The organism is Pseudomonas sp. MWU13-2862 (assembly GCF_023242495.1).
Lineage (GTDB): Bacteria > Pseudomonadota > Gammaproteobacteria > Pseudomonadales > Pseudomonadaceae > Aquipseudomonas > Aquipseudomonas gingeri_D.
This window is the reverse complement of record NZ_JALMEZ010000012.1, coordinates 252,756-274,289: the sequence shown is the minus strand read 5'-3', so window position 1 is coordinate 274,289 and position 21,534 is coordinate 252,756. Positions and strand designations below refer to the sequence as shown.

Genomic DNA, 21,534 nt, shown 5'->3' with positions numbered 1-21,534 from the left:
GTCATAACTTCGGACTATCTTGAGGCGGCAGAGCATGAACGAACTACAGGATCTGATTGATAACAACGAGCGCTGGGCTGCTGCGATCAAGGAAGAAGACCCGGAGTTTTTCGCCAAGCTCGCGCGCCAGCAGACCCCGGAATTCCTCTGGATCGGCTGCTCCGATGCGCGGGTTCCGGCCAACGAGATCGTCGGCATGCTGCCGGGCGACCTGTTCGTGCACCGTAACGTGGCCAACGTGGTACTGCACACCGACCTCAATTGCCTGTCGGTGATCCAGTACGCGGTGGATGTGCTCAAGGTCAAGCATATCCTGGTTACCGGCCACTACGGTTGCGGCGGTGTGCGGGCTTCGATGCAGGATCGCCAGTTGGGCCTGATCGATGGCTGGCTGCGGTCGATTCGCGACCTGTACTACGAGAACCGCGAAGTGCTGGCGCAGTTGCCGACCGAGGAAGAGCGGGTCGACCGCTTGTGCGAGTTGAACGTGATCCAGCAGGTGGCCAACGTCGGGCATACCACCATTGTGCAGAATGCCTGGCACCGAGGGCAGAGCCTGTCGATCCACGGCTGCATCTACGGGATCAAGGATGGGCGTTGGAAGAGTCTGAACGCCACCATCAGCGGCATCGAGCAGTTGCCGCCGCAGTACCGGTTGCGGCCGGTGGATGCGCTCTGAGGTTTTGCTGACCCCGCAAATCTTGCGTCGAGCGCCCCTGTAGGAGCTGGCTTGCCGGCGATGAGGCCCTTGAGTCTGACATTGACCTCAAGGCCGCCATCGCTGGCAAGCCAGCTCCCACAGTGGATGTTGTAGCGCTCGTCAGATGACCGGCATCGCCGTCACTGGTGCCGGTGCCGGTTTCTTCAGCTCGTTGAGCTGCGTCTTGATCGCCGTGGTCGAGCATTGTTTCTCGGCATCGGCTGGCGACAGCTTGCGTATCGACTCATAGAACAGCACGCAGGTTTTCTGGGTGTTGGTCACCTGCCAGTTGTCGGTACAGCTTTTCAGCTGCGCCGCCGGATCGCTGCCCGGTTTCTGGCCCATGCCGGCCTGCCAGCAGGCGGCACTCAAGTCCTGCCCCATGACCTTCAAGCCCGCCGCATCGGCCTTCGCCTGATCGCCGCCATAGCTGGCCGGGTCCGCTGCGTACCAGATATAGCTCGGGTGATTGGAGCCCAGCACCGGTACTATCGTCCCCGCTGCCGGGCGGATGAGACCCAGCTGTAGCACACCGACGTCCGCGCCATATTGCTGCTTGATCCAGTTGCGCACCGGTGCACCGAAGGCCACCATCGGCAACGCCGTGCCCTTGGACGTGACACTGACTTCCTTGACCATGGTGGTCTGGTAGTCGGTGAAGTAGCTGTAGACGGTTTCCAGGGTACTGCCGGCGTTGGACGGCGCGGCAATCGGGGCGATGTCGATGATGGTCTGGTAACCCGGTGTCTGCTCCTTGGGAATACCGTTGTCGGTCAGGAGCTCGGCCCAGCGGTCGGTGGTGGCCGACTCCAGGTAGTCCTGGGCCTGGGTCAACGAGTAATCCGGCGGGAAGTGCAGCAGTTCGACACTCTTGCGGTTGTCCAGGGCCAGGCCCAGCGGCAGGAACAGGTACCAGTTGTAGGCCCATTTGCTGTCGGCATTCAGTTTCGAGGCGCCTTTGTAGGCCAGTTCGCCAGCATTGAGCAGTTGCGCCAGCGGTTTGTCATAACCGTTCGGCACGCCGCTGAAGTGGGCATAGAGTTGGCCGGCTTCGGCTTTCACCGTCACCTTGGCGTTGGTGTAGCCGTCGCGCTGCACGCTCTGGTTCAGGTAGTGCTCGGCGGTCTGTTCCAGGGTCCAGTTGCGAAAGCAGATGACGTTGCAGTTGTTGGGATAGGCGAAAAGCTGGGTGACGCGTTCCCGGCTACCCAGTTTCATTTCGACATCGGCGTGGGCAAGGGTGCTCAGGGTGAGTGCGGCTAAGGTACTCGTCAATACAGCGAGTTTTGACATGCTCAGATCCTTTTCAGCGTTGACCATTGGGTGAGGTGACTGCTCATACTGCTGCAGGTGGTATTTTCCCGTTATGGGGAAACTGTGATTTTTCTTGTACTTGATATCCCTGACCAAGCGTAGGCGTTCCCCCGGACTTCATCGCCTGCTGTCCGCGGTCAGTGGATAGCCAGGGACCACCAGCAAACATGTGATCGTGATGCACAACATCAGCAGGAAGAATCCCAGTTGCAGGGGGCTCCAGTGGGTGAAGTGCAGGATGGCCTGCCAGGGGTGTCGCCAGATCGATTCGGGGCGCTCGCCGCCCTGGCGCTTGCTGTCGAAGAGGCCGATTGCACCGATGCCGATGAATGTCGCCATGCCCAGGCCGCCGGACCAGGCCAGAAACAGCAGTGCGATGACTGCCTGCGGCACGCCGTGACGAATGACCAGCCAATATCGGTTCGGGTTGATGCGTTTGGGCAGCAGGTATTCGCTCAGCCATAAATCGATCGTCAGCAGTTGCCTGGAGATGGCCTGCCAGACATTCATCGCATAGGTGCCGACAATCACCGGGACCAGACCCGTCAGCAGCGAAACAAGCAAATTGGTCCCTAGCTCGCCTTTGGCTTGCCAGGTTTGCCATGCGGGAATCGTCGACAGTATCAGCGCCAACGAGCAGCCGGCCCATAGCCATCTCCAACTGGAGGGGGGGACGGCGCGGGGTAGGAACTTGCGCCAGAAAAAAACGTCGGGATTGGGCAGGCGCTCGATAAGTTCCGGGTACCTGTGGGTGAGTTGGTCTGCAAGGTCCTGGCAGGCCTGCCAATGGCTATGGGTAAAGCCCTTGAATTCCAGGCCCAGTTGCCAGAGAGACAGGGGCGTCAGCAGCACAAAGGCTGCTTTTTGCACCGGCTCCCCCTCGAAATGGTTCAAGGCTCTGGTTTGCAGTTCCCCATAGAAGGCTTCGCGCTCGCAGCGCCTGTTCAGCGATTGCCAGATCCACAGCGGTTCAGGGGTTACGCCTGCCTGATCGTCCCAGCCGAACGCCTGACAGACCCGGTCGAATAACGGCACGCTCCATTGGGTTTCGTTGAGCAGTTGCAGCACAATCCTTTGCCATTCCTGGCTCCGGTCGAATACCTTGATCCAGGGCTGTTGCAGGTAGTTTTTCAACTGCTGGAGGAATGGCCGTTCCTGCCCGGCCTCCAGCAGGTCCTGCAGTGTCTGCCGATATTCCTGCAGCAATCCACTGGACAAGGCTTCAGCTTGCCAGGGTGTCATGCGCACAGTTTGCCAGGGCGTCAACCATTCCAACTGCTGAACGGCCCAAGCGGCAATTGAACGACGCAGCCCCGGTTGTTCGAAGCACAGGTTCAACAGCGCCTGTTGAAACGCGTCGGCGCATTGCTGTTGTCGTGCCTGCTGCCAACGCTCCGGCAAGTTCTGTTCGGTGAGGTCGGCCAGGAGGGACGGGATCGGATCATCGCGGACCGGCGCCGCGGGGCGCGTGTTCAGCGGTTGAATATCCGCGGGCCAGGGCCATTCATACGTTTGGGCGTGTTCCATCGCGTCGGCTGTCAGGACGGCCATGGGCAGGGGAGGCGCTTCTTCTGGCGAGTCATCGTCCCGCCAGCGAGCAATCTCGAGCGCATGCTCATAGGCTTCGCGCAGGCGTTGAAAACCCACGGCGTCTTCATCCGGGCGATTGCTTTTCAGCAGTCGCGCGTAGCTGCGCTTGATGCTGCGTTCATCGGCGTCTTCCGGCAGTTGCAAGAGCGTCCAGCAATTCATGTCGCGGCTCCTGTCAGTGCCAGATACCGTTGTCCAGTTTATTCAGCTGCTCGATCAGTTCCTGACGGATCTCGCGAATGCGTCGTTCGTCCTGTCCCTCGAGCACTTGCTGGAACTGCCCGGCCCATTGGCCGATACGTTCGCGCAACTCGCCCAGGCTTTCCTGGTAAAGACGTTCCAGGCGTGCGCTCAGCACCGTGTTCACCTGCTGATCGCGTGGGTGCACCTTGAGCAAGGTCAGGGCCTGCAAGCGCTGTTGGATCTCTTCCGGTGACAGCACCCCGGGGTTGTTCTCGATGATCAGCGAGTGCTGTTCGCCGGTCAGCGGAATATTGACCTGGGCTTCGAGCAGACCGTTGTTGTCGTAGGTGAAGCGCACATCCAGCGAGACCTCGCCGGCCTTGCGCTTGGGCACCGGCATTTCCAGCTGTCCCAGAAAGACGTTGTCGCGTACCAGGCGGCTTTCTCCCTGGTAGATTTTCAGCAGCACCACGGCCTGGTTGTCTTGCAGGGTATACACGGTCTTGACCCGGCTGACCGGCACGATGCTGTTGCGCTCGATGATGGGCAGGTAGTGTCCGCTGTCGATCTGTTGGCCGAACTGATGGGAGGTTTCGATCCCAAGGGTGTAGGAGCAGACATCGGTCAGCACCACTTCTTCCAGTGCGGCGGAGCGCGCTTTCAGTGCGGCTTGAATGGCGGCACCGTGGGCCACGACTTCGTCCGGATTGAGGCTGATGGAGGGGAAGCGTCCGAAAAGGCCGGCGGCCAGCTTGCGCACCAGCGGCATGCGTGTGGTGCCCCCCACCAGCAGGATTTCGTCCAGGTCGTTGACCCGAATCCGTGCATCGCGCAGGGCCCGTTCGATCGGGCCGCGCAGACGTTCCAGCAGCGGAGCGTAGAGTTCGGCCAATTGCTGTTGGGTAACGGTCCGGCTCCACTGCCGGCCGTCGACACGCAGGCTGAACTCGGCGCTGGCATCCTGGCCCAGCGCCTTGCGCACACGTTCGGCTTCGCGCCGCAATACCTGGCTGACGCTGGCCGGGGCCGGGAAGTCCGCGGCCCCGCGTTGACTGTCGACAAAGTATTCGAGCAATACGCTATCGAAATCCTCACCGCCGAGGAAGTTGTCACCCGCGCTGGCGCGGACTTCCATGACACCGTCGAAGAGCTCAAGGATCGATACGTCGAACGTGCCGCCGCCGAGGTCGAAGACCAGGAACGAGGTTTCCTTGTCGCGTTGGTGCAGGCCATAGGCGAGAGCGGCGGCGGTGGGTTCGTTGATCAGTTTTTCGACTTTCAGTCCCGCCAACTCACCGGCGATCCGGGTGGCTTTGCGCTGGGCATCGCTGAAGTAGGCCGGGACGCTGATCACGGCTTCGTGCACGGTTTCACCGTAGGCACGTTCGACGTCTTCCTTGAGGCTCTTGAGCACCAGGGCGGAGAGTTCCTCCGGACGGAAAAGGCGATCGCCCAGGCGTACTTCCTGGGCGCTGCCCATATGGCGCTTGAACAGTGACGTGGTGGTCTGGGAGTGGGTGTGCAGCCGTTCTTTCGCCGCCTGGCCGACCAGTACCCGGCCTTCATCGTCCAGGCCGACCACGCTGGGGGTCAGGAACTGGCCGAGGGCATTGGGTACCAACTCGCTGGTTTCCCCGCGCCAGACGGCAACGAGGCTGTTGGTGGTCCCCAGGTCAATCCCTACGATCATTACGACGAACTCCCTTTTCGCTCGGCAAAATTCTGAAACAGAATACTAGCGGGCAAGGATATTACCGGAGTACGGAGGGGGTAAAGCGGATAGTGGCTCTGGGCTATTATTTGGTCGGCGCCGATACATGAGCGAACCTGCAGAAGCCGGCTTCTACGGGGGGCGAGAAGAGGAGCCAGCTACTGGCTCCTCCGCGTGCCTGTCTCAGACGGTAAATCGTAGCGCGTTGGTCAGATCGCCCATCGGCTTCTGGCCGCGGGCGACCATTGCGTCATCACGCTGCTTGAGACCGTCGAGCTTCTCCAGCTGGAATACCCGGGTGATCAAGCGCAGGATCGAGGCGGTGTCATACACCGTGTGATCCACCGTGCCCTTGCGGGCGAAAGGCGAGACCACCAGGGCCGGAACCCGTGTGCCCGGACCCCAGCGATCGCCTTGCGGTGGCGCCACGTGGTCCCACCAGCCGCCGTTTTCATCGACGGTGACGATCACCACCATGTTTTTCCATTGCGGGCTTTCTTGCAGTACTTTCAGGATACGGTCGATATGCCGGTCGCCGGACGCCACGTCGGCGTAACCGGCGTGCATGTTCAGGTTGCCCTGGGGCTTGTAGAAGGTCACCGCTGGCAACTTGCCGGCCTGGGCATCGGCGAGGAACTTGTTGCTGCTCGGGTCCTCGCCCAATCCGCCATCGCGCAGGCGCTTGGCACGCTCGCCAGGGTTTTCCGGGCCCTGCTGCTTGAAGTAGTTGAACGGCTGGTGGTGGTACTGGAAATTCGGGATCTTCGGAATGCCGGCCGAGTCCTTGAACTGGTCCAGGGTGACCTGCCAGGCACCGGCGTACCAGGCCCAGTCGACGTTCTTCTTCGACAGCTTGTCGCCGATGTGTTCGTGGCCCTGGGGCACCAGTACCGTGGGCAAGCCCGGCTTGGCATAGTCCGGATGATCGGGGTCGCGGATCCAGGTCGGCCAGTAAGGCGGGGCCATGGTGTTCACCGCGTAGCCGTCTGGAGTCAACGCACTGGGGCCGAACTGCGGCGCGCCGGTCATGGCGCTGGCCGGGGATTTCTCCAGGGGTTTGAGGCGCGTGCCGAGCGGGTCGTCGCTCTGCAGCGTGGCGATCTGCGGCTTGGCCACCGAGTTGGCGGCGTCCGGGTAGAAGGGCACGGTCGCGCTGATCAGGTATTGGTGGTTGAGGAAAGAACCACCGAAGGCACCCTGGAAGAAGTTGTCGCAGAGCACGAATTCCTTCGCCACGTCCCACAGGCGCAACGAGTAACGGTTCTGGGCGTAGTGACCCATGGTCAGGCCGCCGGAGTCGGCCCAGGCAACGAACTGGTCGTTCTTGCCGCCGTTGATCTGCATCTGGTTCTGGTAGAACACGTGCCACAGGTCGCGGGTGACCAGGCTCAGGGGCAGGTCCTCGCCGTTCGGGCCCTTGAGGGCGTACGGAGCGTTGGGCAGGTTCTGCTGGAACTGGGTTTCCGCGGGGTAGGTCACACCGTCGACGCTTTGCGGGCCGATCTGCAGCACACCGCCCCAGGCCGGCGGCAGGGTCTGCAGCAGGCTGCCATCGCGGTCGCGTTGCTGGTAGTCCGCCGCCGCAAGGGCTGACAAGGGTTTCTCGAGGCCGGGAAAGTCGGCGAACAGGTTATTGAAGCTGCGGTTCTCGGCGTAGATCACCACCACGGTTTTCACCTGGTCGTGCAGCGCCTTGTCCAGCTCGGCGCCCGACAGCTCGCGGGTGTCCGGCTTGCCGGGTTCGCTCGGGGAACCGCAGGCGGTCAGCGTCGCGCCAACGCCCAGCACCGCCACGCCACCGAGAAAGCGGCGACGACTGGTGTCGGTGGGGTTATCGTTTTCGGGCGCTTGCGACTGGTCGAGGTCTTTCTCGTCACTCATCCTGGGTTCCTGCTGGCTGGGTTTGACGTATCAAAATATTTCGCATCGAAACTTAGCAATGCAATATGACGGAACAGCGACAGATCCATTCTGCCGCCGGGCAGTATGCCAATTGTCGAGGGGATGGGGCAGGGATTGCGTGACGGAATTTTGCCGGGGGCCTTACAAGTCCCCGGACTGAATCGCCGCGACCATCGCCGCGACTTTGTTGGTGGTGCCGGTCTTGGTGATCGCGTTGGCGATATGGAAGTTCACCGTGCGCACGTTGAGCTCAAGCAACCGGGCGATTTCCGGTGCTGTCTTGCCTTCGCCCGACCACTTCAATACCTCGACTTCCCGAGGAGACAGCAGATACGTGGGCGTGCTGGACAGGTCGCGGATGGCTGCTGAATGCAGGACATTGCACAGCCACAGAATATGCCCGGCTTTTTGGTAGAACTCGCGGCGATCGATTTCGCCCTTGGGGCGGGCGACGCACAGAATGCTCTGGTGGCCCTGAACATGCTGTACCGTCTGTGACCAGCCATGACGCATGCCAAACGATTGCTTTTGGGTCCAGAACGCTGGGGCCTTGGCAAAAATTTCCGGCGACCAGAGCACAGGCATATGGGAATGCCGGGCACGGGTCAGCACCGGGTCGATCTCGTGGAGGTTGTGGTCCTGATAGTACTGGTTCCACTCCTCGGGATAGTTGTTCTTTATCCGTGGGGAGGCGCCGGGGTCCAGTCTGATATAGCGGTAATAGGGGTAGCCCAGTTGCCTGACCAGACCGGGCAAGAGCTCGAACAATTCCTGCTCGTCTTGCGCCGAACCCAGAAGCCGCAATTGCTCTTCTTTCCATTGGTCCATGATTCATCCACCTTGAAGCACGACGGGTGGGGGCAGGGCACGCTCGGAAAAAAACGTGATGGTACGATCGTGCCGGTTTGTCCGGACAGCGTAATACATGACGCGGATCACTGACTCGCGGAATTTGCGTTCTTGCGTACTTATTCAGCATCAATTCAGCATCGTTACGATTAGCGTCGTCGTTTTTGAAATTGTCACTTACTTGTTACTTTACTTGGGGGCGGCGAGCCACAAGAGCGCGGATAACGGCGCTCTTGCAGCGGCTTGCAGTTTGTAGCAACCGCTATGGCATGACGGGTGCGTTGTAGGCCAGGGTGGTCCCCAGCGCCCACAACAGGAACAGCACCAACGGTGCGTGCACCAGCAGTTGCACGAAGGAGAAGCCGATCAGGTCCCGCGCCTTCAACCCCAGTACGCCCAGCAGCGGCAGCATGTAGAAGGGGTTGATCAGGTTCGGCAGCGCCTCGGCCGCGTTGTAGATCTGGACTGCCCAGCCCAGGTGGTATTTCAGGTCATTGGCCACTTGCATCACATAGGGCGCCTCGATGATCCATTTGCCGCCACCGGAGGGAATGAAGAAGCCGAGCACCGCCGAGTACACCCCCATCAGCAACGCGTAGGTATCGTGCGAAGCGATCTGGGTAAAGAAGGTCGAGATGTGGTGGGCCAGGGTCAGCGCGTCGCCGCCCTTGACCGTGGTCATCAGCGCCGCGATGGAACCGTACAGCGGGAACTGGATCAGCACGCCGGTAGTGGTCGGCACGGCACGGGCCACGGCGTCGAGAAAACTGCGCGGGCGCCAATGCAGCAGCGCACCGGCCATCAGGAACAGGAAGTTGTAGGTGTTCAGCCCGGAAATGGCGCTGATCGCCGGTTTGGTCGAGAACTCATGGAACAGCCAGCCGGCGGCCAGCAAGGCCAGCAGAATGATCAGCAGCGGGCTGTATTCCAGCAATTCGCCGGGGCGCGAGCGCTGGCTCAGCGGTGGCAGGTTGAAGCTCGGATCGACGCCGCAGGCCTTGGCGTCCCGCGCCGAGTCGGGGCCCGGTGCGGTGGCGTAGGCGATCACCAGCGAGACCACGATCAGCGCCAGCAAGAGCACGCCGGACTGCCAGAGAAAGATGGTCTGGGTGAAAGGAATCACCCCGGTGATCGACAGGATCGACGGTGGCAGGCTGGCCGGGTTGGCCTGCAGCTGGGCGGCGGACGACGACAGCCCCAGGGCCCAGACGGCGCCCAGGCCCAGGTAGGCGGCGGCACCGGCGGCGCGGTAGTCCATGCGCAGATCGGTGCGGCGCGCCAGGGCGCGGACCAGCAAGCCGCCGAAGACCAGGGACAGGCCCCAGTTCAGCAGCGAGGCGACCATGGAAATCAGGGCGACCCAGGCCACCGCCGAACGGCCGTTCTTCGGGATCCGGGCCAGGCGGTCGATCAGCTTCACCGCCGGTGGTGAACTGGCGACCACATAACCGCCGATCACCACGAAGGCCATCTGCATGGTGAAGGGGATCAGGCTCCAGAAGCCGTCACCGAAGGCCATCGCGGCTTCGCTCGGCTTCGCGCCGATGGCCAGGGTGGCCAGGGCGACGACGATCACCGCCAGTGCGGCAAACACCCAGGAGTCGGGAAACCAGCGTTCGGCCCAGTTCGAGCAGCGCAGGGCAAAGCGGGCGTAGCGGCTGGTTTCTATAGCAGCGGCCATGGAGAGGTCCTCTTGTTCTTGGTCTTATTAGGGAGCTACAGACGAAGCGCCGGGAGCGCAATCTGTAAGCAGGTACCCACGATAAATCAATCCGGGGAGATTTTCTGACTCTCTTTGGTAGCAGAGTGATATTGCCCTCTGACGGGTATCCGCGATGTCGTCCCAATGCCCTTGGCAAACTCAGGTATCCTCCGATTTTTGCAGCGGCTGGCAAACCGGCCGATGCGGTACCTGAATACGTTGCCAGGATGTTTTCATGACTGCCGATCACATTCCGCACGCCCGTCGTTTTGCCCGGTCCGATTACAAGACCCTGGGCCTGGCGGCGTTGGGCGGTGCGCTGGAAATCTACGATTTCATTATTTTCATGTTCTTCGCGCTGACCCTCAGCGAGTTGTTCTTCCCCCCGCAAATGCCCGAATGGTTGCGCTTGCTGCAAAGCTTCGGAATTTTCGTCACCGGTTATCTGGCTCGCCCGCTGGGCGGCATCCTGATGGCGCACTTCGCCGACCGCCTGGGGCGCAAGCGGGTCTTCAGCCTGAGCATCCTGATGATGGCCCTGCCGTGCCTGCTGATCGGGATCATGCCGACCTATGCCCAGATCGGTTACTGGGCGCCGCTGCTGCTGTTATTGCTGCGGGTGTTGCAAGGCGCGGCGGTGGGCGGCGAGGTGCCGAGTGCCTGGGTCTTTGTTGCCGAGCACGCGCCATCCGGGCACCGCGGTTATGCCCTGGGGGTTTTGCAGGCCGGGTTGACCTTCGGTTATCTGCTGGGCGCCTTGACCGCGACCGCCCTGGCGCGGATCTACAGCCCCGGCGAAATCCTCGATTTCGCCTGGCGCTTTCCGTTCCTGCTGGGTGGGGTGTTCGGCGTGATTGGTGTCTGGCTGCGTCGCTGGCTCAGCGAAACCCCGGTGTTCATGGCCTTGCAGGCGCGTCGTGAAGAAGGCGAGGAGGTGCCGTTGCAGGCGGTCCTACGCACTCACCGTCGGGCGATCCTGCCGGCGATGCTGCTGACCTGTGTCCTGACCTCGGCGGTGGTGGTGCTGGTGGTGGTCACGCCGACCGTGATGCAGAAGGTCTTCGGCATGAGCGCCAGCCATACATTCGCCCTCAGCAGCCTGGGGATCGTGTTCCTGAACATTGGCTGTGTCCTGGCCGGCCGGCTGGTGGACCGGATCGGTGCCTGGCGCGCGGTGCTGTTCTACAGCGCCTTGCTGCCGTTGGGCATCGCGCTGCTCTATAGCTGCCTGATCCATGGCGCTGAATGGGTTGGCCTGGCCTATGCCCTGGCGGGCCTGGCCTGTGGTGTTGTAGGGGCGGTGCCTTCAGTGATGGTGGGATTGTTCCCGGCGCGCATCCGGGTCTCCGGTATTTCCTTTACCTACAATATCGCCTACGCACTCTGGGCCAGCACCACGCCGCTGTTGCTGATCGGCCTGATGCCCTGGAGTCCTTGGGTCTGCGTCGGTTATTGCGCGGTGATGGGCGGCGTCGGTGTGCTGATCGCGTTGTACTTCGGGCCGCGTGCCTCTGCGACGGCCGAGGCTTCGAGCGTTCGCGGCTGTTGAGCCGCGTCCGTCCCTGGCGGCTTTGCGCAGTCAGCGCGTCTCGGTCACCTTCTTGAGGAAGCGTGGCTGATCGGGATTGCGGCCACGCAACTCGGCCAGTCTGGCGGCCATCAGGTAAAACCCCTGGATCATGGTGAATGGCTCCAGCAACGGGTGGGCCGTCGGCACGCTGACCAGGTTGGCGCCGGGCGTTCCTCGTGGCGCCACCAGCAAGACCCGGGCGCCGCGCTGGCGCATGTCCTCGGCGAACGCCAGGGTGCCGGCCTGCTCGGGCCCGGACGGGGCGAAGAGCAGGACCGGATAACCGGCCTCGATGATTTCCATCGGTCCGTGGCGGACCTCGGCACTGGAAAAGGCTTCGGCCTGGATCCCCGAGGTTTCCTTGAGTTTCAGCGCCGCTTCCTGGGCGATGGGCAGCGCCGGGCCGCGTCCGATCACCACCATCTTGTCGACCGGGCGCAAAACCTCAAGGGCCAGCGACCAGTCCTCGTCGACCGCCCGCGCCAGGGCGGCGGGCAAGCCTTGCAGGGCAACACCAAGGCCATTGTCCTGCCCCAGCCTGGCGCTCAGCGCCGCCACGGTCTGTACCCCGGCCATCAACATGGCGACATAGCTTTTGGTTGCGGCCACGCTCTGTTCCAGCCCGGCCGGCAGCAGCACCTCGGCATCGCTGGCGGCGGCCAATGGCGACCCGGCGGTGTTGACGAACGCCGCCACGCGGGCCCCCAGTTGTTTCAGGTAGTTCACGCTGGCGATCAGGTCCGGGCTCTTGCCCGATTGCGACAGGGCGGCCACCCAGCAGTGTTTCAGGCGCAGCGGCGGCTGTTGCAGGCTCACCAGTGACAGCGGGATCGACAGCCAGGGAATCCCCACCTGGCTCATCATGGCATAGCCGAAGTAAGCGGCCGCGTGATCGGAGCTGCCACGGGCGACGCTGATGATCAGCTCCGGCGGCGCGGCGGCCAGTTGCTCGCCGAGGGCGACGATGGCGCGGTCATCGTCGAGCATGCGTTGCACGACGGCGGGTATCGACAGGGTTTCCTGGAGCATCAGTGACATAACGTAAATACCTGGATGTCCGTCAGCCCCGTGGGCCGTCGGGTACGCAAAGAAGATCGCCGGGAATGAAGCTCAGGCCGGCGGCGTCCATGGCCATGCTCAAGGCGCCCCACAGCGGCGCGTCATGGGTAAAGTGGGCGGCGACAATCTCCGGAGGGAAGGGCACCACCTGGCCGATCAGTTGTTTCAGTGCCGGTGCCAGGGTCGAGGCCTGGTGAAACAGTCCGCCGCCGATGGCGATGCGCTCGACATCGAGGGCCACGGCGAGATTGCTGACCTGCACCGCCATGCCGGCGATACGCCGTTCCAGCACCTGGCGAACCGTCAGGTCACGGCTGGCAAACAGGTCCAGGGCGCGGTGGCCCGGCCCGAGCATTTCCGTGGCCAGGCGGGTCAGCGCGGCGCCCGAGAAAAACTCTTCCAGTGGCGCGGCACCTTGTACGTGGGTCCGCCACAGCTCGGGGTACATCGGGTCGAGAAAGGGCTCCAGCATGTAGCCGATTTCCATGGCCGCGCCGTTCTGCCCGCGAATCAAACGGCCATTGGCGATGGCCGCCGCCGCCAGGCCGGTGCCCAGGTTGAGGTAGATGGCGTTGTCGATGCCCGCCAGCGCTCCCCAGCGGGCCTCGGCCAGCGCGCCGGCCTTGACGTCGTTGTCGAGCATCACGGCTTGGGTGTCCAGGCCTTCGCCCAGCAACGACGGCAGGTCGAGTTCTTCGAACCCCGGCGTGTTCGGTGCCATCAACAGGTTGCGACCACGCACGACCCCGGGGAACACCGCGGCCACGCTGGCCACCCGTGAGGTACCAAAATCGCCGACACAGGCGCGTGCCGCCGCGAGGATGCGCTCGAAGGCCGGTACGCCACGGGCGCCGTCGGCATGGGTGGTCAGCCTGCGGGTGCTCAGGTGCTGGCTGACCGGGTCGTAGCAGGCGATCTGGGTCTTGGTGCCGCCGACGTCGATCGCCAGCAGCACACCTTGGGTGGACGCCATGGCGTCCGGGTTATTCAACGGCTCGTGCATCGTGGGTATCGCTTGTCTTGTTGAAGGGCCAGAGTTGTTGCACCCGCGCCCAGAACAGGTAGGCCACGCAACCGGCCGCGACCCACACCAGCGACCACTGGATCGGGTAGGCGCCAGGCGCGTTGTGGTTGGACGCCAGGTAAATGTAGACCCAGCCGAGCAGGGCGATCACCGCCGGCACCGGGTACAGCCACATGGTGTAGGGACGGCTCAGGTGCGGCTTGGTCTTGCGCAGCACGAACAGCGAAATGATCTGCGCCACCGACTGCACCAGGATCATCACCGTGGTCAGCAACTGGATCAGGGTAGTGAGGTCGGTCAGGCGTCCGATCATGAAGCCGACGGAGGTCAGCACGCCCATGCTCAGGATGCCGTAGACCGGGAAGTCATGCTTGGGGTGGGTGACGCTGAAGGCGTTGAAGAACACCTTGTCCTTCGCCGCCTCGAACGGCACCCGCGAACCACCGAGCAGGCCGGCGAACACCGAGGCCACGGCGGTGATCAGGATCAGCACGGTGACCACGGCCGCGGCGGTATCGCCCCAGGTTTCACTGAGCAGCACCGAGGCCACGGAGTTGTAGGCCGCCGACTTCTGGTCGAGCATGCGGTGCCAGTCCACCACCCCGAGCACGCCGACCTGCATCAACAGGTAGATCACCAGCATGCCGAGCACCGACCAGACGATCGACTTGGGGATCACCCGGCCCGGTTGTTCGACTTCCCCGGCCAGGTAGGCCGAGGTGTTGTAGCCCAGGTAGTCGTAGATGCCGATGGTCAGGCCACCGGCCATGCCGAGCCAGAAACTGCTGTCGCCGAGGTTGAAGGCGCCTTCGGGAAAGCTGAAGGCCAGTTCCGGATGGAAGTGCGAAAAGGCCGCGGCGATCAGCGCCGCGATACTCGCCAGCATGATCACCCAGAGCACGATGCTCAGGCGGGCGATGGATTCGATCTTGCGCCAGAGCAGCACGATGATCAGCCAGATCAGCACCAGGCCGATGAGGTTGCCGGTGGTCTGGCTCATGTCCGGCCAGAACCAGGTCAGGTACTGCACGAAGCCGATGATCCCGGTGGACATGATCAGCGGGATAAACAGCATTGCGGTCCACACGAACAGGAACGGCAACAGCTTGCCGGTGCGCTTGCCGAAGGCTTCGCGCAGGTAGACGTAGGTACCACCGGCGCCGGGCAGCGAAGCGCCGAGCTCGGCCCAGACCAGGCCGTCGCACAGGGCCAGCAGCGCGCCGAGAATCCAGCCCAGGTATGCCTGTGGGCCGCCCATGATGACGATCATGGTGGGAATGGTGATGAACGGGCCGACGCCGCACATCTGGCTCATGTTGATGGCCGTGGCGGGAAACAGACCGATCTTGCGTTTGCTGCCGGACGAGCTCTGCCCGGGGGGATTGGAGATGCTCATGCTGTGACGTCCTCTTGCGCGAGTAACCGAAGGTGGCGGCAGGTAGCGAAGGTGCTGCGTGCCGGCGACGCCTTGCAGCGACTCGGTGTCGTTATTGTTATGGGTTGCGGGCGCCTGGGACAGCGGCGACCTGACGAATAGAAAAGCACGTCACGAGTATTAATTCAACTTGATTTAATTAATTGGCAGCGCCGATCATTCGCCGATGAAAAGTCTCCAGAACACCCGCACGGTGACCACCGGCACCAACGCTGAACACGCCCGCCTGCACAACCGCCGGGTGATCCTCGAAGCCATTCGCCTGGGCGGACGCCTGACCCGTGCCGACCTGACGCGGCTGACCTCGTTGACGGCGCAGACGGTGTCGAACATCGTTGCCGAGTTGCAGGAGGAGGGGATGCTGCTGGTGCACGCGGCCGAGAAGATCGGTCGTGGCCAGCCGCCGGTGCCGTTGTCGATCAATCCGGAGGGTGGCTTTTCCCTCGGCTTTCACGTGGCGCAGCACTCGATCATCGGCGTGATGCTCGACCTGTTGGGCAACACCCGCGCCCAAGTCACCCTGACGGTGAACTACCCCAGCTTCGAAGAGGCTTTGCCGCTGATTCTCGAGACGGTAACGGCGTTTCGCGGGCAACTGCCCCATGGACGCTTCCTCGGCGTCGGCGTGGCTCTGCCGGGACCGTTCAGTGTCGAGGGCATGACCGCGGTGGGGCCGACCGCGATGTCCGGTTGGGACGAGCCTGATATTGCCCTGCGCCTGCAACAGGCCGTCGGCCTGCCGGTGCTGCTGGAAAACGATGCCACGGCGGCGACCATGGGCGAGCGCCTGCACGGCATTGCCAGCGACCTGCAGCACTTCGTCCACCTGTTTATCGGCAGTGGCCTGGGGGCCGGCTTGTACCTGGGTAACCGCTTGTATTCCGGGCACTGGCACAACGCCGGGGAAATCGGCCACATGACTGTGGTGCCCGGCGGCAAGGTCTGTCATTGCGGCAACCACGGTTGCCTGGAGCGCTACATCTCCATCGCCGCCTTGCTCGAGCACCTGGGCCAGCGTGCCGACCAGGACATCAGCACCTGGGACATGAGCGAGCCGCGCTTTGCCGCTGGTGTCCAGGCCTGGCTCGACGAGGCGGTGCCGGCCTTGCGCCAGGCGATCAATATCCTCGAGTCTCTACTCGATCCGCAGACCATCCTGATCAGTGGTTTCCTGCCGCCCGCGATCATGAATCGGCTGGTGGAGGGGCTGGAACCGTTGAGCCGTTCCATCAGCAGTCGTCGCGACCGCGAGTACCCACGTCTGCAACTCGGCACCGCCGGGCACGACGCGGTGGCGCTGGGGGCGGCGGCCTTGATGATCCTGGCGGAAATCAGTCCGGACTATGAGGCATTGCTCAAGCCGGAATAAGGGCGCGGCCAGGGGTAACAAACGGCCCCCGGCCACGCAGCGGGAATGTTTCAGGCCTGGCGCCAGCTCACCGCGTCGATGCCGAATTTCTCGGCCATGGGTTTGCTGGTTTTCTTCACCCGTTCGCGACCGAACTTGCCGATGCGGCCCACGCCGGCATCACAACTGGCCCAGTGCCAGGCCTCGGCATTGTCCATGTGCTCCAAGCGAATCACGAAAGACTTGGGCGTGCCATTAAGGGTGTAGTCGATAACGAAAAGCTTTGCCGTGCTCATAAACCTGGGGATCCTCCTGGGGATACGTCCTTGTCGTTCTAAAGTGATCCCGGGGGGCGGAAAAAATTCAGTCGAATTGTTCGCTGGCCGCTCGCTGGAAATAACCCGGAATCCGCCTTCAGAAAAAACTGCCCTAGCCGATGCCAATGACTGATTACCCGCGCTTTCATTTGCCCATCGGTGCCACCCATGTTTAACAAAGGCTTGAAGCAGGAGCTCTCGGCTCTTCGCGAAGAACTCTCCAGCGTCCAGCAAGTCAAGGATAGCCTGGAGCAGGAAATGCTTGTGCTGACCCTGGACCCCGACGGTCGCATCGAATCGGCCAACCAGAATTTCATCCAGGAAATGCTCTACCCGAGCACGTCGCTGGTGGGGCGCAGCCTGGATGAGTTCGTGCCGGACTATCTCAAGCATTCTGACTTTCAGCAGCGTTTCAAGAATGCCTTGACCCGGGGCGAGCATTTCAGCGGTGCGGTGCGCTTGCTGCGCGGTAATGGCCAGGAAGCCTGGCTGCGTTCGATCCTGCAGCCGATTCGTGATTCCCTGGGACGTATCCGCCATTTTTCGATTTATTCCAACGATCTGACCCGCACCATCGAATCGTCCCGCGAGCACGAAAACCTGATCGGTGCGCTGTTGCGTTCCACCGCGGTGATCGAGTTCAACCTGGCCGGTGAAGTGCTCACCGCCAACGACCGCTTCCTCAATGCCATGGGTTACAGCCTGCCGCAGATCCAGGGCAAGCATCACCGTGTCTTCTGCGAGCCGGCTGAATCCAGCAGCGCCGAATACCAGGCGTTCTGGAAGCGCCTGAATGCCGGTGAGTTCGTCGCCGGTCGCTTCAAGCGGGTCGACAGCCATGGTCGCGAGGTCTGGCTGGAGGCGTCCTATAACCCGGTCCTCGATGCCAACGAAAAGCTCTACAAAGTGGTCAAGTTCGCCACCGTGATCACCGCCCAGGTGAACCAGGAGAAGGCGGTGGCCGAGGCGGCGAACATTGCCTACAGCACTTCGTTGCAGACCGACAGCACCGCCCAGCGCGGAACCACCGTGGTGACCCAGGCGGTGGAGGTGATGCGTGACCTGGCCGCGCACATGCAAACCGCCAGCGACGGCATCGAAGCCTTGAATGCGCAGTCCCAGGTGATCGGCACCATCGTCAAGACCATCAGCGGCATTGCCGAGCAGACCAACCTGCTGGCGCTCAACGCGGCCATCGAGGCGGCGCGCGCGGGTGAGCAGGGTCGTGGGTTTGCGGTGGTGGCCGACGAAGTGCGGCAGTTGGCCTCGCGTACCAGCCAGGCTACGGACGAGATCGTCGGTGTGGTCCGGCAGAACCAGGACATGGCGCGGGACGCGGTGTCGCTGATGAACAGCGGCAAGACCCAGGCCGAGGAAGGTCTTGCGCTGGCGGCGGAAGCGGGCACGGTGATCGTCGAGATCCAGGACGGCGCGCAGAAGGTGGTCAATGCGGTCGGGCAGTTCGCCAACCAGTTGTCTAGTTGAGCGCCACTACCATATCCACCTCGACCGAGGCGTTTTTCGGCAGTTGGTACACCCCGACCGAGGTACGTGTATGCACTCCGGCCTCGCCGAATACCGAATACAGTACCTCGGACGCCCCGTCGGCGACTTCACTCTGTTGAGTGAAGTCCGCCGCGCTCTGCACGTACACATTGATGCGCAGGACTTTCCTGATCCGTCCGAGGTCGCCGTCGAGCAACTGGCGCAAAATCGCCAGGGCCCGCATGGTGCTGATCTGCGCCCCGTGCCGCGCCCGCTCCAGTGTGGTTTCGGCGCCCACTCGGCCCGTCACCATCACGGTATTATCGACGCGCGGAATCTGCCCGCTGACATAGACTTCAAGATCGTTCCGCACCGCCGGTACGTAGTTGCCGCCGATCTTCATTTCACCCTCGAAGCTGTAGCCGAGTTCCCGGGCGATGGCATCAAATGAGGCGTTTCTGGTGTCTGACATGGTCCAGCTCCTGATAAGTGATGTTCAGTGCATATGGGCTAAGCGCGATTCTGCCTACGCAAGGCTTTGCTATGGCGTGCGTGCAGCGTTGGGGAAAATAGCGAAAAGTGTAATGTCGTCGGTTACACTTCGATAATGTCAAAAAAACATCATGCCGTTTTGACCTTCGCCCGAATCTACAACAGCGTGTTGACCCGATTGCTGGTGTTGGCGCTGTGCATTGTCGTGTCTGGCGCTATCGTGCGCTATTACGTATTGACCCACTTCCTGCGCGAGGACCTGAGCGCCGTCGTGGAAGGCCAGCAACTGGCGTTGGCGACTTATGTCGCGCACGATGTCGACAGCAAGATTGTTCGGCGCAGGCTCTTGATCGAGCGCCTTGCGGCCAGCATGCCCCTCGACTTGTTGGCGCATCCTGAACAACTGCGCGGCTGGCTGAAGGACCGATCTCCCTACCAGGCCCTGATCTCGACCGATCTCTTTATCGTCGACGCCCGTGGCAAGCGGGTGGCGGGCGACCCCAATCAAGAAGCTTCGCCCGATAGCGATTATGCGGATCGTGATTATGTTCAGGCCGGGTTGGCCGGTAAGCCCTTTATCGGCCGGCCGATCGAGGGCCGGTCGAAGGCGGAACCGATGCTGCCGATCTCCGCGCCGATCATGAATGCAGAGGGCGAGGTACGGGGCGTCATCGTTGGCATGATGTCGCTCGCCGCCCCCGGGTTTCTTGATTCCTTGCTGCAGAGCCGCGGGGGAACGACAACGGGCGAGTTCCAGCTGGTTTTTCCGGAAAGTCGCCTGCAGATCGAATCTTCCACGCAGGGGATCGGTTTCAAGCCGGTATCGCGGCCGGGCCTCGATGCCCTGATGGACCAGGCCATGGCGGGTTTTCGCGGTACCGGGATCACGCTCAACGCCGAGGGCAAGGAAGAGCTCCGCGCCATGGTCTCCGTACCCAGCACGGGTTGGTTCATTGTGGCCAGCCTGCCTGGCCACGAGGCCTTTTCAACCGTTGAGCGAACCCAGCGTTTCCTGATCAGGGGGGCCATCGCCTCGATTTTTCTGTTCGGCATTATCTGTTCCATCGTGCTGTATTTTTTCTTTCGTCCGTTGTTCCATGCCGCTGCCCAGGCGGACTGCATGACCCGAGACGAACTGCCCCATGCGCCCCTGCCGGTGGTGCGTAACGATGAAGTCGGTCACTTGATCTCGGCGTTCAATCGCCTGTTGCTCAAGCTCAACGAGAAGCAGGCGGAGCTCGAGAAGATCGCCCATCACGACACCCTGACAGGCTTGCCCAACCGCCATCACCTCTCTGGCCGCTTGCGTCAGGTGTTGGCCCAGGCCCAGCGCAAAGGCACGCAGGTCGGCTTGTTGTTCATGGACCTCGATGGCTTCAAACGAATCAATGACACCCTCGGGCACGAGGCCGGTGACGAGGTCTTGCGTCAGGTGGCGAAGCGCTTTGGCGCGGTGGTGCGGCTGAGCGATACCCTGGCGCGCATCGGCGGTGATGAGTTCGTGATCCTGCTGAGCGATCTCGGGACCGATGCCGAAGACACCGTGAGTACCGTGGCCACCAAATGCATCGCGGCGCTGAGTACGCCCTTTCTGATTGCCGGCACGGTTTGCCAGGTGGGGGTCTCGATCGGTATCGCCCTGGGCAACGGCGAGAGTTCCGCCGATGCGTTGCTGCTGGCCGCTGATCGGGTCATGTACCAGGCCAAGAAAACCGGGCGCGGTCGTTATATGACACAGAAGCTCTGAGGGCGCCGTCGCTTCAGTCGCAAGCGTAGCGAGCGCAACAAAGGTAAACTCCGTGCTTTGCCAAAGGAGCTCCCATGAGTCACTACCAGCCCGGCATCCTTGCCAAGCCTGTGCCCTTGCAGGCACGCCACCTGTTTTTCGCCCTTGAATCCGCCGAAGCATTGCCGGCCGCACTCGACAATCTCACCCGGCTGGTGGACGTAAAGCATACCGTGGTCGGTTTTGGCGAGTCGTTGGTGCAGGCGCTGGGTGGCCATGTCCAAGGGTTGCGGGCCTTTCCCGTTATCACCGGCGTAGGGGTGGATAATCCGTCGACCCAGCATGCCCTGTGGTGCTGGTTACAGGGTGAAGATCGTGGCGATTTGCTGCTGCGCAGTCGTGCGCTGGAGCAGGCGCTGGCGCCGGCCCTGAAGTTGGTGCAGATGACCGAGGCCTTCCGCCACAAGAGCGGCCACGACCTGACCGGTTATGAAGACGGCACCGAGAACCCGGTGGACGAGGCCGCGGTGGCGGCGGGGATCGCCGCGGACGGTGGCAGCTTTGCCGCGATCCAGCAGTGGCAGCATGACCTGGATGGTTTCGCCGCGCTGCCCGCCCATGAGCAGGACAACATCATGGGGCGGCGCAAGAGCGACAATGAAGAGCTGGACGACGCACCGGAGTCCGCCCACGTCAAACGTACCGCCCAGGAGAGCTTTGCCCCGGAGGCCTTCGTGGTGCGCCGCTCGATGCCCTGGTCGAACGAGCAGGGTGCGGGCCTGATGTTCCTGGCATTCGGCCATTCTTTCGAAGCCTTCGAGGCGCAACTGCGGCGTATGAGCGGCCTGGACGATGGCATCGTCGACGGCTTGTATCGCTTCAGCCGGCCGATTACCGGCGGCTATTACTGGTGCCCGCCGTTGCGCGAAGGGCGCCTGGACCTGAGTGTGCTGAACGCCGCTTGAGCCGCTGCCCTGCCTGACCCACGCCCGATGCCAGCCATCGGGCGTTTTCATAAGGACGACTGGAAACAGCTAGTCCTATCCGATCTCGACCCGGTTTGAAATTGATCTAAGTCGTTGGTCGGCGGGTACTAGACTTAAAGGCAGCATTCGCTGCGAAGTGAA

17 protein-coding genes are annotated in these 21,534 nt (G+C 62.4%); 6 read left to right on the top strand and 11 right to left on the bottom strand.

All coding sequences use genetic code 11. The annotated features are described in order from the left end of the window. Positions 1-34: 34 nt before the first annotated feature. Entirely contained in the window at positions 35-679 is a 645-nt protein-coding gene (gene can / locus M5C56_RS22165) for a carbonate dehydratase (RefSeq protein WP_103497556.1), read from the top strand. Positions 680-820: 141 nt separating this feature from the next. On the opposite strand, the gene M5C56_RS22160 is transcribed toward can, so the two are convergent. The 6 genes from M5C56_RS22160 to M5C56_RS22135 form a co-directional block, all read right to left on the bottom strand. Beyond that, complete coding sequence (locus tag M5C56_RS22160) at positions 821-1,993, bottom strand: hypothetical protein (protein ID WP_103497565.1); 1,173 nt, start codon at positions 1,991-1,993, stop codon at positions 821-823. Positions 1,994-2,131: 138 nt separating this feature from the next. Next, a complete protein-coding gene (locus M5C56_RS22155; protein ID WP_103497555.1) occupies positions 2,132-3,766 on the bottom strand; it encodes a J domain-containing protein in 1,635 nt (544 codons plus the stop codon). Between the two features lie 13 nt (positions 3,767-3,779). Next, positions 3,780-5,477, bottom strand: coding sequence for a molecular chaperone HscC (locus M5C56_RS22150; protein WP_103497554.1), 1,698 nt, complete (start codon positions 5,475-5,477; stop codon positions 3,780-3,782). Positions 5,478-5,681: 204 nt separating this feature from the next. Further along, a complete protein-coding gene (locus tag M5C56_RS22145; protein WP_103497553.1) occupies positions 5,682-7,379 on the bottom strand; it encodes an acid phosphatase in 1,698 nt (565 codons plus the stop codon). Positions 7,380-7,541: 162 nt separating this feature from the next. Then, complete coding sequence (locus tag M5C56_RS22140; protein WP_103497552.1) at positions 7,542-8,228, bottom strand: autoinducer binding domain-containing protein; 687 nt, start codon at positions 8,226-8,228, stop codon at positions 7,542-7,544. Between the two features lie 283 nt (positions 8,229-8,511). Beyond that, positions 8,512-9,930, bottom strand: coding sequence for a TIGR00366 family protein (locus M5C56_RS22135; protein ID WP_103497551.1), 1,419 nt, complete (start codon positions 9,928-9,930; stop codon positions 8,512-8,514). A gap of 256 nt (positions 9,931-10,186) precedes the next feature. On the opposite strand from M5C56_RS22135, the gene M5C56_RS22130 reads away from it, so the two are divergent. Next, complete coding sequence (locus M5C56_RS22130) at positions 10,187-11,500, top strand: MFS transporter (protein ID WP_103497550.1); 1,314 nt, start codon at positions 10,187-10,189, stop codon at positions 11,498-11,500. A gap of 30 nt (positions 11,501-11,530) precedes the next feature. Here the strand turns inward: M5C56_RS22130 and M5C56_RS22125 are convergent, their stop codons facing one another. From M5C56_RS22125 to M5C56_RS22115, 3 genes are read right to left on the bottom strand one after another with little or no spacing between them, the layout of a single operon-like run. Further along, positions 11,531-12,559, bottom strand: a complete 1,029-nt coding sequence (locus tag M5C56_RS22125; protein WP_103497549.1) for an SIS domain-containing protein — start codon at positions 12,557-12,559, stop codon at positions 11,531-11,533. A gap of 22 nt (positions 12,560-12,581) precedes the next feature. Continuing rightward, a complete protein-coding gene (locus M5C56_RS22120; protein WP_103497564.1) occupies positions 12,582-13,583 on the bottom strand; it encodes an ROK family protein in 1,002 nt (333 codons plus the stop codon). Continuing rightward, positions 13,564-15,000, bottom strand: coding sequence for an APC family permease (locus M5C56_RS22115; protein ID WP_103497548.1), 1,437 nt, complete (start codon positions 14,998-15,000; stop codon positions 13,564-13,566). Before M5C56_RS22115 ends, M5C56_RS22120 begins: the two co-directional genes overlap by 20 nt. A 205-nt stretch (positions 15,001-15,205) precedes the next feature. Between M5C56_RS22115 and M5C56_RS22110 the strand changes: the two genes are divergently transcribed. Continuing rightward, a complete protein-coding gene (locus tag M5C56_RS22110) occupies positions 15,206-16,408 on the top strand; it encodes an ROK family transcriptional regulator (protein WP_103497547.1) in 1,203 nt (400 codons plus the stop codon). A 50-nt stretch (positions 16,409-16,458) separates the two neighbouring features. On the opposite strand, the gene M5C56_RS22105 is transcribed toward M5C56_RS22110, so the two are convergent. Next, the gene (locus M5C56_RS22105; RefSeq protein WP_103497546.1) at positions 16,459-16,683 is read right to left on the bottom strand and encodes a DUF6555 family protein; all 225 of its coding nucleotides are present in this window, start codon (positions 16,681-16,683) and stop codon (positions 16,459-16,461) included. Positions 16,684-16,872: 189 nt separating this feature from the next. Here M5C56_RS22105 and M5C56_RS32405 point away from each other — a divergent pair, with 189 nt between their 5' ends. Continuing rightward, positions 16,873-18,189: a PAS domain-containing methyl-accepting chemotaxis protein gene (locus M5C56_RS32405; protein ID WP_103497545.1), complete on the top strand. Its 1,317-nt coding sequence runs from the start codon at positions 16,873-16,875 to the stop codon at positions 18,187-18,189. On the opposite strand, the gene M5C56_RS22090 is transcribed toward M5C56_RS32405, so the two are convergent. Beyond that, a complete protein-coding gene (locus tag M5C56_RS22090) occupies positions 18,182-18,661 on the bottom strand; it encodes a RidA family protein (protein WP_103497544.1) in 480 nt (159 codons plus the stop codon). The genes M5C56_RS32405 and M5C56_RS22090 overlap by 8 nt on opposite strands. Before the next feature lie 135 nt (positions 18,662-18,796). On the opposite strand from M5C56_RS22090, the gene M5C56_RS22085 reads away from it, so the two are divergent. Continuing rightward, positions 18,797-20,428, top strand: coding sequence for a sensor domain-containing diguanylate cyclase (locus tag M5C56_RS22085; protein ID WP_103497543.1), 1,632 nt, complete (start codon positions 18,797-18,799; stop codon positions 20,426-20,428). Between the two features lie 74 nt (positions 20,429-20,502). Continuing rightward, on the top strand, positions 20,503-21,372 hold the full coding sequence (locus tag M5C56_RS22080) for a Dyp-type peroxidase (protein WP_103497542.1): 870 nt from the start codon (positions 20,503-20,505) through the stop codon (positions 21,370-21,372). The last annotated feature ends 162 nt before the right edge of the window (positions 21,373-21,534 follow it).

Coding starts and splice junctions, on each gene's coding strand:
- M5C56_RS22130 (WP_103497550.1), top strand. CDS start 10,187: ATGACTGCCGATCACATTCCGCACGCCCGTCGTTTTGCCCGGTCCGAT.
- M5C56_RS22080 (WP_103497542.1), top strand. CDS start 20,503: ATGAGTCACTACCAGCCCGGCATCCTTGCCAAGCCTGTGCCCTTGCAG.
- M5C56_RS22115 (WP_103497548.1), bottom strand. CDS start 15,000: ATGAGCATCTCCAATCCCCCCGGGCAGAGCTCGTCCGGCAGCAAACGC.
- can (WP_103497556.1), top strand. CDS start 35: ATGAACGAACTACAGGATCTGATTGATAACAACGAGCGCTGGGCTGCT.
- M5C56_RS32405 (WP_103497545.1), top strand. CDS start 16,873: ATGTTTAACAAAGGCTTGAAGCAGGAGCTCTCGGCTCTTCGCGAAGAA.
- M5C56_RS22090 (WP_103497544.1), bottom strand. CDS start 18,661: ATGTCAGACACCAGAAACGCCTCATTTGATGCCATCGCCCGGGAACTC.
- M5C56_RS22085 (WP_103497543.1), top strand. CDS start 18,797: ATGTCAAAAAAACATCATGCCGTTTTGACCTTCGCCCGAATCTACAAC.
- M5C56_RS22145 (WP_103497553.1), bottom strand. CDS start 7,379: ATGAGTGACGAGAAAGACCTCGACCAGTCGCAAGCGCCCGAAAACGAT.
- M5C56_RS22150 (WP_103497554.1), bottom strand. CDS start 5,477: ATGATCGTAGGGATTGACCTGGGGACCACCAACAGCCTCGTTGCCGTC.
- M5C56_RS22105 (WP_103497546.1), bottom strand. CDS start 16,683: ATGAGCACGGCAAAGCTTTTCGTTATCGACTACACCCTTAATGGCACG.
- M5C56_RS22120 (WP_103497564.1), bottom strand. CDS start 13,583: ATGCACGAGCCGTTGAATAACCCGGACGCCATGGCGTCCACCCAAGGT.
- M5C56_RS22140 (WP_103497552.1), bottom strand. CDS start 8,228: ATGGACCAATGGAAAGAAGAGCAATTGCGGCTTCTGGGTTCGGCGCAA.
- M5C56_RS22135 (WP_103497551.1), bottom strand. CDS start 9,930: ATGGCCGCTGCTATAGAAACCAGCCGCTACGCCCGCTTTGCCCTGCGC.
- M5C56_RS22155 (WP_103497555.1), bottom strand. CDS start 3,766: ATGAATTGCTGGACGCTCTTGCAACTGCCGGAAGACGCCGATGAACGC.
- M5C56_RS22110 (WP_103497547.1), top strand. CDS start 15,206: ATGAAAAGTCTCCAGAACACCCGCACGGTGACCACCGGCACCAACGCT.
- M5C56_RS22125 (WP_103497549.1), bottom strand. CDS start 12,559: ATGTCACTGATGCTCCAGGAAACCCTGTCGATACCCGCCGTCGTGCAA.
- M5C56_RS22160 (WP_103497565.1), bottom strand. CDS start 1,993: ATGTCAAAACTCGCTGTATTGACGAGTACCTTAGCCGCACTCACCCTG.